We start from the raw sequence: 17,128 nt of genomic DNA on the forward strand, positions 1-17,128 counted from the left end.
TGTCCAAAAATCAAGATCAAAAGATCGCAGCCTTCGGCAGCTCGGGGCGTTACCGATACAAAACCTTTTCCGCCAACTCGTCCGCCACCCGCGCCGGCGAACGCTTCTCCGCCTGCGCGTGGGCAAACACTTCGGTCAATCGCGAACTGATTTTCGACAGGTGCGCCGTGATCGTCGCCAACTCCTCGCCACGATGCTTGAGCGAGACGTAGATCAGGCCGCCGGAATTGATCACATAATCCGGCGCATACAGAATCCCACGCCGTTCCAGCTGATCGGCAACATCCAGGTGAGTCAGTTGATTGTTCGCCGAACCCGCTACCGCCGAGCAGCGCAGTTGCGTCACGCTATGGCTATTGAGCACACCGCCCAGGCCACACGGCGCAAGGATGTCGCACGGTGTGCTGAGCAAGGCATCGTTGGCAATCGGATGGGCGCCCAGTTGCTCCATGGCCAGTTGCACCTTGCCGTGGTCGATGTCGCTGACCAGCAGTTCGGCACCGGCCGCGTGCAGTTGCTCGGCCAGGGCGAAACCGACATTGCCCAGGCCCTGAATCGCCACGCGCAAGCCTTCGAGATTGTCGCTGCCCAAACGCGCCATGGCGGTGCTGCGGATACCGGCGAACACGCCCATCGCCGCGTGGGGCGCGGGGTCGCCGGCAGAGGTGGTGCTGGTGACGTGCTGGGTTTGTTGGGCGATGCAATCCATGTCCGCCACCGAGGTGCCGCTGTCGATGGCGGTGATGTAGCGGCCGTCGAGCTGATTGATGCAACGCCCGAAGGCTTCAAACAGCGCCCCACGGTTTTCCACGTGGACCGGGCGAATGATCACCGCCACACCGCCGCCCTGGGCCAGGCCGGCCAGTGCCGCCTTATAACTCATGCCTTGGGCCAGGCGCACCGCGTCCTCGACCGCCGATTCGTCGCTGGGGTAGGCAAGATAACGACAACCGCCCAGGGCGGGCCCCAGGCGGCTGTTATGAATGGCAATCACCGCCTTCAACCCGGTGACCGGGTCTACGCTTAGGTGTAGCGATTCAAGGCGAGTGCTTTGCATGAGAGCGAACATCGTTGGGCTCCCGAATCACTTCTGGTAGTCGCCAGTATAGGCTTGCGCCTGAAAATTGCTGAAGCGCACCGGAATAAGCCGCGCGTGTTTAAGGGCTTTGCGACATAACCTGCAGGCGCCTGTGTGCAGGACTGGACGAAAGCCGGTGGCGGGGCTAAAACGAGGCATTCCATGGAGATTCAGATGACCCCGCGCCAACGCTTCTTCGACTGCCTGCAACGTTCACCGCCCGCCCTGTTCGAGGCGGCGCTGTGGATTGCGGCCGAACACGATGCCCAGATGAAGCTCGAAGCGGTGCTGGCGGACTTCATGGAACTGCAACAACGGGTCAGTTCAGGCCTGCCGATGCTGCCGGTGAGCGAATTGGCCCAGCCGTTATTGCGGCGCATGAATGACCTGGGGTTTGCCCAGGACGACTTCACTCCACTGCGTCCGCAAGTGGCATTGGTCCATAAGGTCCTGGAACGTCGCCGTGGCCAGCCGCTGGCCCTGGGGCTGATTGCACTGGAGTTGGCCAGAAGGCTGGAGATTCCCCTGGTGGGGGTGAATTTTCCCGGGCATTTCCTGCTGCGGGTGCAGGGCGCCGATCACCTGCTCGACCCCTGTGGCGGGCGCCGACTGTACCCCAACGATTGCCGCGATCTGCTGCAGCGTCAGTACGGTCCCAACCTCAAACTCAGCGCCGAGCATTTGCTGACGGCCGACCCGGTGCACATGCTCCAGCGGCTGTCGCGCAACTTGCGCCAGTTGCACCTCACCAACGACGACTACATCGGCGCCCTGGTGGACGCCGAGCGAGTGCTGGAACTGGGCAACGGCAGCGCCTCCGATTACCTGGCCCGGGCCAGTCTCTACCAACGGCTCGACTGCCCGAATGCCGAGCGCTTCGACCTGGAGCATGCGCTGTTGCTCAGTGATGACCCGATCCAGCGGATTCGCCTGACCGAGCGCCTCGGGCACCTGCCCCCAAACTCAGTCGTTCACTGATCTCCTGTAGGAGCGAGGCTTGCCCGCGAAAGCGGTGGGTCAGCCAACATCAATGTTGGATGTCCCGCCGTCTTCGCGGGCAAGCTTTGCTCCTACAGGGGGGGGTGTTGTTTCCTGGGGCGAACGCACCTGAATGATGAACAACGCCGCAATCACCGCCGGTATCGCGCAGAAGAAGAAAATCTGCTGCACCGGGATGTGCATCGCCAGCAGCATGCTGCCAAACAATGGCCCGAGGATCGAACCGAAACGCCCCACGCCCAGCGCCCAACCGGTGCCGGTGGCGCGCACGTGCGCCGGGTAGAAGTTACTGGCGAAGGCATTGAGGGTCAGTTGCCCGCCGATGATGCAGAACCCGGCGGCGATCACGCTGGCCACCAGATAACGCGGGTTGTCGTGATTGAGGCCGAGCAGAATCGTGCACAGCGCCGCCGCCGTCAGCACGCCCGCCAGCAGTCGCACCTTGCTTTTGAGGCGGTCGGCGAACCAGGCCATGCAGATCGCGCCGACGGTGCCGGCGAACAGGAACATTGAGGTCACCAGGTTGGCTTGGTTGAGTTTCAAGCCGCTTTCCAGCAACAGCGTCGGCAACCAGCTGATCATGAAATACAGCAGGATCAGGCTGACGAAAAAGGTCGCCCAGATCAGCAAGGTCGGCCGCGCATAACCGTTGCGGAACAACTCCAGCACCGTCAGTTTGCTGCCCTGTTCCTGCTCGTTTTGCGCCATCGAGGCGGCGGGTGGTTGCCAGTCCGGGAGCATCCGCGCCGTGACGTTGCGCAAGCGCGCATAAGGCGGTGCATCGCGCAGCAGGCGCGGCAAGGACTCAGGCAGAAACCAGGCCAGGAACGGGAACAGCAGCAAAGGCGTGATGCCACCAGCGAGGAACACCGCTTGCCAGCCGAAGCTGTCGATAAAACCCGCCGCGACAAACCCGCCCGCTGCCCCGCCGAACGAAAAGCCGCAAGCAGCCAGCGTCACCATCAAGGTGCGCAGGCGTGGCGGCGAATATTCCGACATCAATGCCATGGCGCTGGGCATGGCCCCGCCCATGCCGATCCCGCAGATGAATCGCGCGGCCATCAGGGTATTCAGGGAGTTTGCGAACACCATCAGCACCGTGAGGGTGGCGTAGATCAGCACACAGCCGAGCAGAATCCGCCGTACGCCGAAGCGATCCGCCAGAGGTGTCACCGCCAGTGAACCCAGGGTCAGGCCCAACAGGTTGGCGCTGAACACCGGGCCGAACGCGGCTTTTTCCAGGCCCCAATCCTGGGCCAGGGCCGGCACGACGTAGCCGAGGACTTGCGCGTCATAGCCGTCGGTGACCAGCAGCAATGCCAGCAGCAAAAGGAGTAACCACTGATAACGGGACACAGGACGGGCGTCGAGTGCCGCCCGGAAGCTGGCAATCTGGTTGTGCATCGCGAGGTACCTGTTTTGTTTTTATGTTTGTAGACCGATCGTTCCCACGCTCCGCGTGGGAACGCATCCCGTGACGCTCCGCGTCACAGTGGACGCGGAGCGTCCATGGCGGCATTCCCACACGGAGCGTGGGAACGATCAGCTTACTGCGGGGTGTCGGGCTGGTTCGCCGGGTGGGCCTTCATAAAGGCCGGATGCGTCGCCGCCAACGCTGCAACCCGGCGAATCCGCGGATACGCCTCCAGCGAAATATTGAAGCGCTGCGCCGCATACAACTGCGGGATCAGGTACACATCCGCCAACCCCGGCTGATCACCGAAGCAGTAACCGGCATCACCGATCAACTGCTCCACCGTCGCCAACCCCTGGCTGATCCAGTGCCCGATCCACTCCACCACTTGCGGTTCATCGTGGCCCGACTGACGCAGCTTGTTCAGCACGCTGACGTTGTGCAGCGGGTGCACATCGCAGCCGATCACCGCCGCCACGCCACGTTCGCGGGCGCGTGCGACGAGGTCTTTGGACAGCAGTGGCACCTGTGGATAACGTTCCTCCAGGTACTCGATGATGGCGGGCGACTGGATCAACAGATCGCCGTCGTCAGTGCGCAAGGCCGGCACCCGACCTTGCGGGTTGATCGCCAGGTACGGCGGCTGCCGGTGCTCGCCACCGGGTGGCGCGATCAGGTTGATCGGCAGGGCCTGATAGTCCAGGCCCTTCAACGCCAGCGCGATGCGCACCCGGTAAGACGAGGTCGAACGGTAGTAGGTATAGAGTTCCATGACCCGATCCCCTTAACGCGCCGGCACGACTTTGCCACGGCATTCGCCGAAGCCGATGGAGGCAAAACCCTCGCGGCTGCAACGGGCGCGCAGGATGATTTCGTCGCCGTCCTCCAGGAACTTGCGCACTTCGCCCGACGCCAGTTCGATCGGCTTTTTACCGCCCTCGGTGATTTCCAGCAGGCTGCCGAACTGACCATTTTCCGGCCCCGACAAAGTGCCCGACCCGAACAAATCACCGGCCTGCAATTGGCAGCCGTTGACGCTGTGGTGCGCAACCATTTGCGCCACGGTCCAGTACATGTGTTTGGTGTTGCTCAGGGTCAGGCGATGGGCCGGCAGGTTTTGCTCGCGCATGGTTTCGGTGAGCAGCAACACTTCCAGCTCGATATCGAAAGCACCGCCCTCCTGATCGCGTTTGTCGGTGAGGTACGGCAGTGGCAGCGGATCACCTTCCGGGCGTGCCGGTTGGGCGCGGCGGAATGGCTCCAGCGCTTCGGCGGTGACGACCCACGGCGAGATGCTGGTGATAAAACTCTTCGACAGGAACGGCCCCAGCGGCTGGTATTCCCAGGCCTGGATGTCTCGCGCCGACCAGTCGTTGAGCAGGCAGAAACCAGCGATGTGATCCGCCGCATCGCCGATGGCAATCGAGTCGCCCATGTCGTTGCCCTGGCCGATCCAGATCCCCAGCTCCAGTTCGTAATCCAGGCGTGCGCACGGACCGAACGTTGGCTCGGTCTGACCGGCCGGCAGGGTCTGGCCCTTTGGACGACGCACGTCGGTGCCGGACGGGCGAATGGTCGAGGCGCGGCCGTGGTAGCCGATCGGCACGTACTTGTAGTTCGGCAGCAACGGGTTGTCGGGGCGGAACAGTTTGCCGACGTTTTGCGCGTGCTCGATGCCGACGTAGAAGTCGGTGTAGTCGTTGATTTTCGCCGGCAGGTGCATCACGCAATCGGCGGCCAGAGGCAGCAGTTTTTTGCCCTGGGCTTCGATCTTGCCGTGCAGCGTACTGCCTTCGGCGAACAGTTCCATCAGGCGTTCGCGCAGGGCCACCCGGGCTTCGCGACCGAGTTCGAAGAAGGCATTGAGCTGACCGCCACGGGTCGCTTCGACCGCTGTGCGCGCCGCGCCGTCAAACAGGCCGGCGTCCAGCGCTGCTTCCAGATCGAAAATATGCTCGCCGATAGCGACGCCACTGCGCGGTGCGGAACCGTTCACGCTGAACACTCCCAGCGGCAGGTTTTGCAGCGGGAAATCCGCATGGCCGTTGGCGGAGGCAACCCAGCTACGAGGGGTGGAAGTCTGAGTCATGGGTTATCTCCGGGTCGGGTCGAAAGTGACGGGCAGCGTGGCCCAGCAGGCATCGTAGTTGGATTGCAGTTGCGGGCATTCGAGGGCGAACTGGCTCGGGCGCAGCACCTGGCTGGTCTCGAACATAAAGGCCATGGTGTTGTCGATTTTCGCCGGGGCCAGTTCGGCGTTGATCGCCTTGGTGCAGCTCTCGCCGTCCGGGCCGTGGGCGCTCATGCAGCTGTGCAAGGACGCGCCGCCGGGCACAAAGCCTTCGGCCTTGGCGTCGTATTCGCCCTTGATCAGGCCCATGAATTCGTTCATCAGGTTGCGGTGGAACCACGGCGGACGGAAGGTGTTCTCGGCCACCATCCAGCGCGGCGGGAAGATCACGAAGTCCAGATTCGCCAGACCGTGGACGCTGGTTGGCGACGTCAGGACGGTGAAAATCGACGGATCCGGGTGATCGAAACTCACGGTGCCGATGGTGTTGAAACGGCGCAGATCATATTTGTACGGCACGTTATTGCCGTGCCAGGCCACCACGTTCAGCGGCGAGTGATCGAGCTCGCAGCCCCACAACTGGCCGAGGAATTTCTGCACCAGCGTGGTCGGTTGCCGCAGGTCTTCGTAATGGGCCACCGGGGTCAGGAAGTCCCGTGGGTTGGCCAGGCCGTTGCTGCCGATCGGCCCCAGGTCCGGCAGGCGCAATGGCGCGCCGTGGTTTTCGGCGATGTAGCCCCGGGCTTGGGGGTCGAGCAGCTCGACGCGGAATTTCAGACCGCGCGGCAACACGGCGATTTCCAAGGGTTCGAGTTCCAGCACGCCCAGTTCAGTGGCGATGCGCAAGCGGCCCTGTTCCGGCACCAGCAGCAGTTCACCGTCGGCATTGAAGAACACGCGCTCCATGGAACGGTTGGCGCGGTAGCTGTAAATGCTGATCCCGGACGGTTTTTCCGCGCCCGAGTTGGCGGCCATGCTCACCAGGCCGTCGATGAAATCGGTGGGCTCGCTCGGGATGTACAGCGGATTCCAGCGCAGGCGATTGGGGGTTACTTCACCCAAAGGGCCACCGGCCAGTTGCCGCTCCAGTTTGACGAATGCCGGGTGATTGGCCGATGGCTGAATACGGTACATCCAGGTGCGCCGGGCTTCGCTGCGGACCATGGTGAACGCAGTGCCGGAGAACAGCTCGGTGTAGAGGCCGTACGGGACTTTTTGCGGGGAATTGCGGCCGACAGGCAAGGCACCGGGCAGTGCTTCGCTGCTGAATTCGTTGCCGAAGCCTGACTGATAAGCCAGCGCTGGCGCGGTTGAATCGGGGTTCATGGAGCCTCCTGAACAGGGAGTTGGCAATGGCCTGTCGCTCTGCTGCAGAGGTCTCGGCACGCCTGGGTTGTTTTTATCGTAATCGAATTACGCATAACGTAATTTGATTGGTATTGACCGTCAAGCTATAAAGACGCCCATTCGTCCCGGGATTCAGACCGCCTCCATGGAAAAGCCGCGCACCAACGATAAACAGAAAGTCCGCTCGGCCGAGGTCGGCACCGACATTCTCAAGGCCCTGGCCGAACTGTCGCCCTCGACCTCATTGTCACGCCTGGCCGAACACGTGCAGATGCCCGCGAGCAAGGTTCATCGCTATTTGCGGGCGCTGATCGCCAGTGGTTTTGCCGAGCAGAACACCACCACCAACCACTATGGCCTGGGCCGTGAAGCCCTGCGTGTGGGCCTCGCTGCACTCAACAGTATGGACGTGATGAAAGTCGCCGCCCTGCCCCTGGCCGAGTTGCGCGACGATCTGAATGAAACCTGCTTTCTGGCGGTATGGGGCAATCAAGGCGCAACCGTAGTGCACATCGAACCGGCGGTGCGCGCGGTGACGGTGGTGACGCAATTGGGTTCGGTATTGCCGTTGCTCAGTTCTTCGACGGGGCTGGTGTTCAGTGCCTTCCTGCCGGATCGGGAAACCGTTGAATTGCGCGAACTGGAAATCCAGGCCAGCGAAGCCCATGCACTGACTGATGAGCAGGTGTACGCGGCATTGCGCGAACAGATCCGCGAACGCGGCTTGCACCATGTACACGGACTGTTGATGCCGGGCGTGGATGCGTTGTCGGCGCCGGTGTTCAACGCGGTCGGCAATGTCGCCGCCGTGCTGACCATCGTCGGCCCGACGTCGTTGTTCCACGCCGATGAAGACGGCCCGGCGGCGCAGCGCTTGCTGGCGGCGACCCGGGCCGTGAGTTGGCGGATGGGGTATGAATCCTAGGCGTCAGCGTACCCAGGCTTTACTGTGCGACTCGGTTTTTAAGGTGTCCTGGACAATTTCCAGCAGCACTTCGTGTGGCACCTTAAGACCTGCGGCCTTCGACACCAGATCAGCCAGGGTCTTCGCATCACCCGCGAGATCAATCAAGGTTTTCTGCAGGCTGGAGACGGCCGGCTTGCCCAGTTCCTTGTACTTGCCATAACCCAGCGTGGCCAGTTCGATCAGTGCAGTCTTCACCCGATCGGCAGCCTTTGCCCTGTCTCGGTAGTGATACGCCTCAATGCCCTCAATCACATTTTTGGTGATTTGCACCGCGCTAACGGCGAGACCAACCGGCGGGATCGCCAGACTGAGGACTTGTGCCGCCAGCATCACCGTGTCGTAGGTCACCTTGGCAATAATCTCTGCAAGGCTGGTGGTTACCGCATCCACATCGTCAATGACCCGCCGGATCATTTGCTCGTAAGCCCCGGAAAAGTTGCGCACACGGCTGCCCACCTCGAGATCCGGCGCCTTGACGGTGCTCTTGGAAGCGAGCAGCGCATCGAAATATTCACCGGCGAAAGTGCGATTCAGGTAGTGAACCCGGTCAATGTAGTACTGGCGCAGATCATTGATGCGTACAGAAGTGTCGAAATTCTCCAGCGGACGGAACCAGATTCCATCCGGCGCTTGCGGGGTGTACAGGTAGTCTTTCACTTCGCGCCCTTTCATGAAGCGAAACACATAGACGCCTTCCACGGGCCGGCGGCGACCGAGGTGGAACTGATAAACACTGTTTTGGTTGACCGGCACGTCGCCTATGACCGGCGCGCCGTTGATATCTGGTGTACGCAGTGACGCAATGGCTTGTTTGAAGTCGTGGAAGACTTCACGGGAAATACGTCCCTGAAAGTAAGAAGACAACGCGGCTCGATTCATTTCGGCCTGTTGGCGCTCGAAGTGCACGTCACGCCGGAATGTGTAGGCCGGATCGCCGGGATTCAAATAAACCGAATGCAGCATCTCGATGTATTTTTCGCCGGGGCGCAACGTCCGGGACCAACCGGCCAGGTCGAGAATATTGAGTTTATTTATCGAAGGATGATCTGCCCCGACGCGGAACCTGGGGTAACTATCGACTGGCAGACGATCATTCTCCACGGCGTAGAACGCTTTCTCTCGGGTAATCACCGAGGTCAGTGACATTTTCTCCTGTGGTCCGAACTCGATATTGATCAGATCCGGATTGACGGTGACGACTTCGCCACGCTCTTTCAGTACGCCCTCCACCCGCTCCTTGATGAGGGAGTAGGCGAACTTCTCGTAGGATACAAGTGCGGCCTCGCGTCCTTCAACGGTATACAACGCTTTGAGTTTCGTATTCAGGCTGGCAAATTCCTGACGTTCATCAAACGATGCCGTTCGATAATTAGGCGGCGCCAATTCAATACTTTCAAATCGGTCCCATCTTACTTGCCCGGAGACTACACCCGCTAATGGCGGCTCGCGCAGCGACTGTGCAACATCCACAAACCTCACCGATTCAAGTGTCCAGGCTCGAACATTCCGACTAAGTTCGCGAAGAAAATTACCAAAGCTCAACTGATATCGACTGCCTACTTGTTGAGATAGAAAGTCCGGATGCCTGACCGTCAAGTTATGAATATGCGCTCTTGCTTCGTCACTATTGGCGACCCGATGCCAAACACCACCGTCGGGATCGCCCGGCGTAAAGTACACGCCCTGACCCTCGGGCTGGCTTCGCTCGCTGATGAGGAAGAGATTTCGCAGTGGAGCACCGGTGCCTTGTAAAACAACACCGCGGACTAACATCGATGGATCACCCTGCAGCAACCTTTTCAGCCAGTCCTCGCTTATTGCATTGTCCGGGCGCTCAAACCGATCGCAAAACGCAGTGAACTCCATCTGCCGAGCCAGGTATTCCTGAGAGGCGTCATGCACAGCCTGCGACGGTTCGTTAATAAGCATTTGCGCATAATCAGAGCGGATGTCCACTTGGGACAGCCAGTTCTCCAGCGAAAAATACGAGATCGCGGAAGACGTCTGCCCTTCGAACGAAAGCGTGATCCGGTCTTTGTCTTGCTGACCAAAAATCGCATAGTCGGTTAACGAGCGACGATCTTCCTGAATCACTTCCCGATTACCCAACTTATATCGATAACGTGTTCTGATAATGCAGAGATCCGGATCAATCGACGTATGGGTTGCACTGCGCAGCCATTCCAGCGCGCGGAGTCGAGCGTATGCCCTGAGCGAAGCGCGGGGGCCCATGACTTTTTTCAGTGCAACTTCAGCTTCCAGCATCGTCGTTTGAAGAATGTCAAAGCGGCGCATCGTATGTTCGCCAAAGTTTTCGCGCCAATAAGAAAGTATGGAACTGCGATCTTCTACTGTCTTGATATCCACTTCTACTCACCTTGTGTTATTCGGAAAGCCTGATGACTCCCCTTTCAACAACAAAGCTAATCAGCACACCGTAAAAATAACAGCGCCGACCCATTGCCACTTATGTAGTGCAATCGGCCTGATTACAGAATACAAACTTTGCAAATGATACAACTTCAACCAAAACAAACTGACATTACAGGCTTCATAAAACAATATTCAGATCAATAACCCCAGCCCCTTGGCCTTGGCGACTGCCTGGGTTCTACGCTCCACTCCCAACTTCCCGTGAATGCGCCGCGCATGGGTTTTAACCGTATGTAACGAGATGAACAATTGTTCTGCAATCTGTTGATTGGAATTCCCTCGAGCAATCAACTCCAGCACTTCAAGTTCTCGCTGACTTAGCGGGTGATCAGCCTTGCAGTGTGCCACCGACAAGTGCTCCTCATGATTGACCAGTTGCTTGATTTGTTCTGGCAAGCGCGAGCAGATATCTCGCCTCGCTTGCTGAAAATGGCAGCGGTCAACCCGCTCTTGAGCCTCGCGCCAAGATTCACGGGCGCCCGTTTCATCACCAATAAGCCATGAGACTTCAGCCAGGGCGAATAACAGTTCGGTCTCCAGATTCACCGAGCCACTACGCCGAGCGTGCTCCAGCAGCCGGTTCAGTTGCAGGATCGGATCCGGGCAGCGATGCAAATACACCTGCGCCAACACCAACAGGTATTCAATACGCGCAATCAACTCCAGCGTCGCTGGCGGCGCCTGCCGGGCATTCGGCCCGCAGTAATGACGCAACACCCGGCTCAGCGCCTCTCGGGCCAATTCCGGCCGTCCTTGTTGCAACCAGAATTGGCTGCTCACCTGCAACAACACGCCGCGATACACCGTGTCGGGAATCTGCCGCTGCTGCATCAGGCGTTCGGCGTCGCGCAAGCGGATAAAGGCCTGGGCGTAGTCCCCTTGATTCGCCGCCAGTTGCGCCTGCCCAAGGAAGCCGTACAACACGCGCTTGTCCTGGCTGCGCAAGCAATCGTACAGCCCCGAATCAAAGAAGCCGGCCGCTCGCTCATCCAATCCCTGACTCAGGGCCAGGCGACCTCGGCGCAGGGCGATACGCCCCAATAACGGCGTGGCCGGATCGGGCTGCTGACTCAACAGTTCATGGATGTTGGCCAGCAGGCTTTCGGCGCGCTCGGCCGCGCCGCGCTGTTCCAGCAACTGCGCGTGATCGAGTTCCAGCAAGCCTTCAAACAGCAACGAATCCTGCGCCCGCGCCAGGCACAACGCTTCGCGATTAAGGGCCTGGGCGACCTCCAGCTCGGCGTTGAGCAAGGCTTGCTGGGTCAGCCCGGACAGGCACAACAAACGCACGGGCCAGGCATTGGCGCCCAGCGCTTGCAAAGCGTCGAGAAAATGCTCGCGCGCCGGTGCCATGCGTCCCTGAAGATGCAACAACCAGCCCATCTGGGCCTGCCAGCGCGCCAACAATTGACGCTGTTGTATCGCCGTCGGCTGCGGGGCAAAACGCTCCAATTGCGCAATGCAATTGGCCGCCTGCTCGAAGCGACCGGCGAACAGCAACGCCGCCGTAACCAACCCGACCAAATGCGGCGTACCGAGCATTAGCTCATCGCCCTGCTGCTCATGCAGGCGCAGCAACAACACCACATTCTGGCCAAGGAACACGTGCTCAAGACTGAAGTGCTGCAACAGGCTGACCGCCACTTCGAAGGCTTCGGCAAGCAACGCCTGTTCGAACGCCGCTTGCCAGTCCTCCTCGGCACAAAACCACTGACAGGCACGACGATGCCAGGAACGTCCGGCCGGCCAAGGTTCGTCGCGCATTAACTGGCGTAACGGCGCGAACACTTGCAGCCAGTCCGGCGAATCCTGCCAGGCTTCGATAAAACAACCGCGCACTTGCAGTGCCTGCATCCAGCGCGCGCCCTCCCCGGCTCCGAACAGGTGCTCGCACAGGCTGGCATTGAAACGCGGCAGATGGGCCAGCACCCGCCAGGCTTCGGCCAGTTCGGCGGGCAGGCTGGCGAACAGTTCGTGCTGCAAATAATCGAGCAGGGTCGAGCGGCCGGGGGAATGATGATCCCGCGCCCACTGGCAACTATCGAGCAAGGCAATGCGCACGGCGGCGCACCAGCCACCGCTGCGCTGGAAAATCCGTCGGGCGGCTTTGGCGGCCACGGGTGCCTCGACATGTCGCAGCAAGTGCTCGATCTCGGCCAGGGTGAACGCGAGTGTCCCCCCTTCGGATTCATGCAACTCGTCATCCAGCAACAGGCGCGGCCAGTTGCAGTGCGGCCGCCGCCGACCGCTCAGCCACCAGGTAATCAAGGGATTGCTGACGGCCAGGAGCTGATCGAGCAGGCCATCCAGTTCGGGCGCGGGCACGCGGCAGTAATCGTCGAGAAACAACCAGATGGGGGTCTGCACCCTGGCCAGGTACGCCAGCACGGTGGACTCCTGCGCCGAGGGCAACTCCAGGACCTCGGCCAGGCGCTGACAGAAATCGTCTCGGCTCAACACCGCACCGCTCAACGCCAGCCACACCACCCGACACGATGGTGGTGCCTGCAACAAACACTCGGCCAGCAGCGCGCTCTTGCCACTCCCGGCAGGGGCACACAGCAGTTTTACCCGGGCTGGCGACGTCAGCAACGGTTCGCTCAACCGAGCCCTGGGCAGGTGATGGGACGACAGGCGAGGAAGGAATCCAGGACGATCCAGACACGGGGTCATGGCGGTCATTGCGGCGTGCCTTTTTATAGTTGTGCCGCAACCCTAGCCCTGTGCAACGCACTTGTTGAGAAGTATTCAGAACGCTGATTGCCCCTCATAAAGCACGCGACCCACCAGTCACGCACAACCCTGTAGGAGCGAGGCTTGCCCGCGAAGACGTCAGCACATCCAACGATGATGCTGGCTGACGGAACGCCTTCCCCCGTAGGAGCGAGGCTTGCTCGCGAAGGCGTCAGCACATCCAACGATGATGCTGGCTGACGGAACGCCTTCCCCCGTAGGAGCGAGGCTTGCCCGCGAAGACGTCAGTACATCCAACGATGATGCAGGCTGACGGAACGCCTTCCCCCGTAGGAGCGAGGCTTGCCCGCGAAGGCGTCGTGTCAGCCAACATCATCGTTGGATGGGCAGCCGCTTTCGCGAGCAAGCTTCGCTCCTACAGGGGATTGGGGGGGGCCTTAGCGAACGCCCTCCGCACGCAGCGCCGATGGCGTGTAGTCCGCCGCCTTGGCCTCGAAGCCGAATTCGAAGCTGTGCTTCTCTTCGTTCTTCATGCCCAGGGCAATGTAGCGCCCGGCGATGATGTCGTAGAGCGCTTCGAGGGTGTAGGCCTGGGCCTGGTGATCGTAGTAGTACTGGGCGTGACCTTCGGCCACGCGCCACAGTTGACCGCGACCGTCGTAGTGATCCACCAGCGCCACTTGCCAGCTGTCTTCGTCGATGTACATGTGGCGCTTGGCGTAGATGTGCCGCTCGCTCGGCTTGACCGTGCCGACCACTTCCCACACCCGGTGCAGCTCATAGCGGGTCAGGTCCTGGTTGATGTGCCCGGCCTTGATGATGTCGTCGTACTTGAGGCTCGGCGAATCGAGTTTGTAGCTGTTGTACGGGATGTACATTTCCTTCTTGCCGATCAGTTTCCAGTCGTAGCGATCCGGTGCACCGGAGAACATGTCGAAGTTGTCGGAAGTACGCAGGCCATCGGCGGCAGTACCCGGCCCGTCATACGCCACTTGCGGCGCACGCCTTACGCGGCGCTGGCCGGCGTTGTAAATCCACGCCAGGCGCGGTTCCTTCACCTGATCGAGCGTCTCGTGCACCAGCAGCACGTTACCGGCCAGACGCGCGGGGGCGGTGACGGATTGCTTGAAGAAGGTCAGCACGTTGGCGGCTTTTTCCGGGTCCAGGTCCTTCATCAATTGCGGCACGGCGATCTCTTCTTCGAAGCGGATCGGCGTGTAGCTGCCATTCGTTTGCGGTGTCACCTGGGTGATGATGCGCCGCAGGTTGCCGCCGTGGTAACGGGTGATGTGGTTCCACAACACCTCCACGCCGTTCTTCGGAATCGGGAACGCGTAGTAGCGATTGCCGGTGAAATTGGCCAGGCCGTTACCGTCGTTGATGCTGGTCACGTTCAGCGCGCTGCGCTTGGCCGACTCGTAGATTTCCGGCGGCACGGCCACGGTGCGGTGGGTCGGGTAGACCGGGATCTTGTAGGTTTCCGGGTAGCGCTTGAACATCGCCACCTGGCCTTCCGAGAGTTTGTCTTTGTACTTGTCGACGGTGGCCGGGGTGATCACGAACAGCGGTTTTTCGTTGGCGAACGGGTCAGCCAGGAAGCCCTTGCTGTCCACCGCCCCGGCGTTTTTCGGGATGCCGCCGGTCCAGGCCGGGATCGAGCCGTCGGCGTTGCCGGCCTTCTCCGCGCCCAGTGGCGTGAGCGTGGTGCCGAGTTTTTCGGCCTCTTGCGGCGACACCGCCGCCATCACGTTGGCAGCCAGCAGGCTCAGGGCCAGGGCGCCGCATTGCAGAATCATTTTGCGCATCTAAATCATCCTTCTCAGCCAGATCAGAAGTTCACGCCGAAGCTCAGCGCCAGGAAGTCGCGGTCAGTCAGGGTGTTGTAGTCCCCGCCAAAAAAGTCGGTGTAACTCAGGCTCGCGGTATAGGTGTTGCGGTAGTCCGCATCGACGCCGACGCTGATCGCCTTGGCGCCTTCGTTGAACAGGCCGTTGGGGCCGTAGCCGCTGACGTCATGGGACCAGGACAGGTTGGGCTTGAGGTTGATCCCGCCGATCACGTTGGCGTAGTCGAGGATCGCCCGGGCGCGATAGCCCCAGGAGGTCGAGGTGACGAAGCCGTCGGTGTCGCCACCGAAACCGTATTGGCCGTAGACCGAATCGCGGCCATAACGCAGCTTGGTCCGCGACTCCAGGCCACCGACCCGCACCACTGCCGCTTCACCGACCAGGGTCAAGCGCTCGGCGCCCCACACTTGGTCGACGAAGTGCGTGAGGGTGCTCTGGATCTGGGTCACTTCCTTGCGCCGGTAGCCTTTGTTGTCAGCGCCAGGCGAGGTGGCAATCGGCGAAGCGACGCCGCCGGCAATCGGGTTGAGCAAGGCCAGGGTCAAGTCGTTGGTGTTGACCTGCACCGGGGCGTTGGGCCGGTAGCTGATCTCGCCGGTCCACGCGGTGCCGGTAGGCAAGGTGGTGGAGAAACTCGCGCCGTACAGGCGGATGTCTTCCGGGTATTCGAGGTAATACTGGCCGCGACCGAGCATCACGCTTTGCGCCAGCCCCGAACCGCTGCCCGGCGCCAGTCGGTTGGCAATGCCAATCATGCCCGGCAGGCTGGCCAGGGTCGATGCACCGGCCGTCACCGTGCCGACGGTTGGCGTGCGGCTGTGGTAGTTCATGAAGTACAGACCGTACTCGGTATCGTCACCGAGCCAGCGCAACGCCGTGCCCCACTGCCCCGAATCCCGCGCATCGCGGTCGCCGCCACGGGGCACGATCACGCCTTCGCGGGTGACCTGGATCGGCTGGCCAAAGGCCGATGCCAGCGGCGCCAACGGCGCAATCGCCGGGCTGCCGACGCTGTAGTTGTTGTTGCAACCGTCCGCCGCCACGTCGACACCGAAGTAGGTGCCGCAGTTGTCGAGAACGGTCTGGTCCCATTCCAGTTGATAGAAACCTTCGACGGTCAGTTGATCGGTCAGACCCTGGGAGCCGAACAGCATGTTCACCGGGATCAAGCCTTCCTTGATCTCCGCACCGGGACGACGAAATGCGGACACGTCGATCGGGTTGATGCTGTTGATCGAGTTACCGATGAAGGTACTTTCACCCCAGCTCACGACCTGCTTGCCGGCGCGCACGGTGCCCGGCAAATCGCCAATGGAATAGTTGTGATAGACGAAGGCATCGAGGATCTGCGCCCCGGAGGATTTGGCGCCTTCCTTGCGGCCGCTGTCGCTGATCTGCTTGAACTCGCGGTCCTCGTCCTTGAGCTCAAAGTCGTACCAGTACTTGCCACGCACGAACACGCCGGTGTCGCCGTATTTGAGCTCCAGGTCGTGGATGCCCTTGACGATCTTGGAGAAGGTTTCGCCCTTCTTGAAGTTCAGCCGCCCGTCATCACCAGTGGAGGACTGGCCGGTGCCACCGTTGACCGTACCGACCAACGACTTGTCCGCATCGCGCATGCCCCAGCTCGCGCCGACGGAGAGCGACGAATCGAACGTGCCCTCGATTTCTCCGATGTTGAATGCAACGGCGTGCGCCTGGGCGCAGCAACCCAAGGCCACCGCAGCGGCGAGCGCCTGCGGTGTGAAGATGGCGCGCATTGTTGTTTTTGTCATGCGTCTTCCCCGGTGAGTGACAGAAGGCCCCACCCTACTGCCGCACGCCAGGAGCGATAAGCGCACCAAGGAGGTATTCGCGCTGTACCTCCAAAGGATGAATGCCCGCATGGCGCGGGGTTTTGCGCGAGGTATGGACGGGCTGGATGGCGGGTTATCAGGGGAATGGATGGACGCATTGGCGAGGTGCACGGCGACTGTTACATGCCCCGTAACAGTGCATGTCTGGAATCGCTATTTTTCCTTTGCCTTCAAACCCTTATTCTTGCCGGGCTTTCACGGGCAACCGCCGCAAAGCACGACGCGAAGGCTTGTGTTGAACCCCAGGTCTCTCGCGCAAGATTTCAGATGAGTTGAAGTGTTTCGAGTCATCGCCCCGTGTTCACTGACGTTGATTTATTGCTCCTTGATCTACGTCTTACTTCGGCCGCTGCGTTTGCAGCGGCCTTTTTTATGGGCGATGGTTTTTCAGCGGGGATGGGGTGAAGGGATCAGCAGGACTC

The 17,128-nt window shown here is 60.8% G+C and carries 11 protein-coding genes; 2 read left to right on the forward strand and 9 right to left on the reverse strand.

Features of this window, described 5'->3' with window-relative positions:
* Positions 1-49: 49 nt before the first annotated feature.
* Positions 50-1,069 carry a Glu/Leu/Phe/Val dehydrogenase dimerization domain-containing protein gene (locus tag FQ192_RS04490; protein WP_133838598.1) on the reverse strand — a complete coding sequence of 340 codons (1,020 nt, stop codon included), beginning with the start codon at positions 1,067-1,069 and terminating at the stop codon, positions 50-52.
* A gap of 183 nt (positions 1,070-1,252) precedes the next feature.
* Here FQ192_RS04490 and FQ192_RS04495 point away from each other — a divergent pair, with 183 nt between their 5' ends.
* Positions 1,253-2,056, forward strand: a complete 804-nt coding sequence (locus FQ192_RS04495; RefSeq protein ID WP_149657740.1) for a SirB1 family protein — start codon at positions 1,253-1,255, stop codon at positions 2,054-2,056.
* 39 nt (positions 2,057-2,095) lie between these two features.
* Here the strand turns inward: FQ192_RS04495 and FQ192_RS04500 are convergent, their stop codons facing one another.
* The 4 genes from FQ192_RS04500 to hmgA form a co-directional block, all read right to left on the reverse strand.
* Positions 2,096-3,481, reverse strand: a complete 1,386-nt coding sequence (locus FQ192_RS04500; protein ID WP_149657534.1) for an aromatic acid/H+ symport family MFS transporter — start codon at positions 3,479-3,481, stop codon at positions 2,096-2,098.
* Between the two features lie 143 nt (positions 3,482-3,624).
* Complete coding sequence (gene maiA / locus FQ192_RS04505; RefSeq protein WP_149657535.1) at positions 3,625-4,263, reverse strand: maleylacetoacetate isomerase; 639 nt, start codon at positions 4,261-4,263, stop codon at positions 3,625-3,627.
* Positions 4,264-4,275: 12 nt separating this feature from the next.
* Positions 4,276-5,580 (reverse strand): fumarylacetoacetase, encoded by a 1,305-nt coding sequence (gene fahA, locus FQ192_RS04510; RefSeq protein WP_149657536.1) that lies wholly within the window; start codon positions 5,578-5,580, stop codon positions 4,276-4,278.
* 3 nt (positions 5,581-5,583) lie between these two features.
* The gene (hmgA, locus tag FQ192_RS04515; protein WP_149657537.1) at positions 5,584-6,888 is read right to left on the reverse strand and encodes a homogentisate 1,2-dioxygenase; all 1,305 of its coding nucleotides are present in this window, start codon (positions 6,886-6,888) and stop codon (positions 5,584-5,586) included.
* Between the two features lie 166 nt (positions 6,889-7,054).
* Between hmgA and FQ192_RS04520 the strand changes: the two genes are divergently transcribed.
* Positions 7,055-7,834, forward strand: a complete 780-nt coding sequence (locus tag FQ192_RS04520; protein ID WP_149657538.1) for an IclR family transcriptional regulator — start codon at positions 7,055-7,057, stop codon at positions 7,832-7,834.
* A 3-nt stretch (positions 7,835-7,837) separates the two neighbouring features.
* Here the strand turns inward: FQ192_RS04520 and FQ192_RS04525 are convergent, their stop codons facing one another.
* From FQ192_RS04525 to FQ192_RS04540, 4 genes are all read right to left on the reverse strand, one after another.
* On the reverse strand, positions 7,838-10,243 hold the full coding sequence (locus tag FQ192_RS04525; protein WP_149657539.1) for a dermonecrotic toxin domain-containing protein: 2,406 nt from the start codon (positions 10,241-10,243) through the stop codon (positions 7,838-7,840).
* A 198-nt stretch (positions 10,244-10,441) separates the two neighbouring features.
* Positions 10,442-12,991: a LuxR C-terminal-related transcriptional regulator gene (locus tag FQ192_RS04530; protein ID WP_149657540.1), complete on the reverse strand. Its 2,550-nt coding sequence runs from the start codon at positions 12,989-12,991 to the stop codon at positions 10,442-10,444.
* A 449-nt stretch (positions 12,992-13,440) separates the two neighbouring features.
* Positions 13,441-14,808, reverse strand: coding sequence for a DUF1329 domain-containing protein (locus FQ192_RS04535; RefSeq protein WP_149657541.1), 1,368 nt, complete (start codon positions 14,806-14,808; stop codon positions 13,441-13,443).
* A 23-nt stretch (positions 14,809-14,831) separates the two neighbouring features.
* Positions 14,832-16,625: a DUF1302 domain-containing protein gene (locus tag FQ192_RS04540; RefSeq protein ID WP_149657542.1), complete on the reverse strand. Its 1,794-nt coding sequence runs from the start codon at positions 16,623-16,625 to the stop codon at positions 14,832-14,834.
* Positions 16,626-17,128: the final 503 nt, after the last annotated feature.

The organism is Pseudomonas sp. ANT_J12 (assembly GCF_008370045.1).
GTDB lineage: Bacteria > Pseudomonadota > Gammaproteobacteria > Pseudomonadales > Pseudomonadaceae > Aquipseudomonas.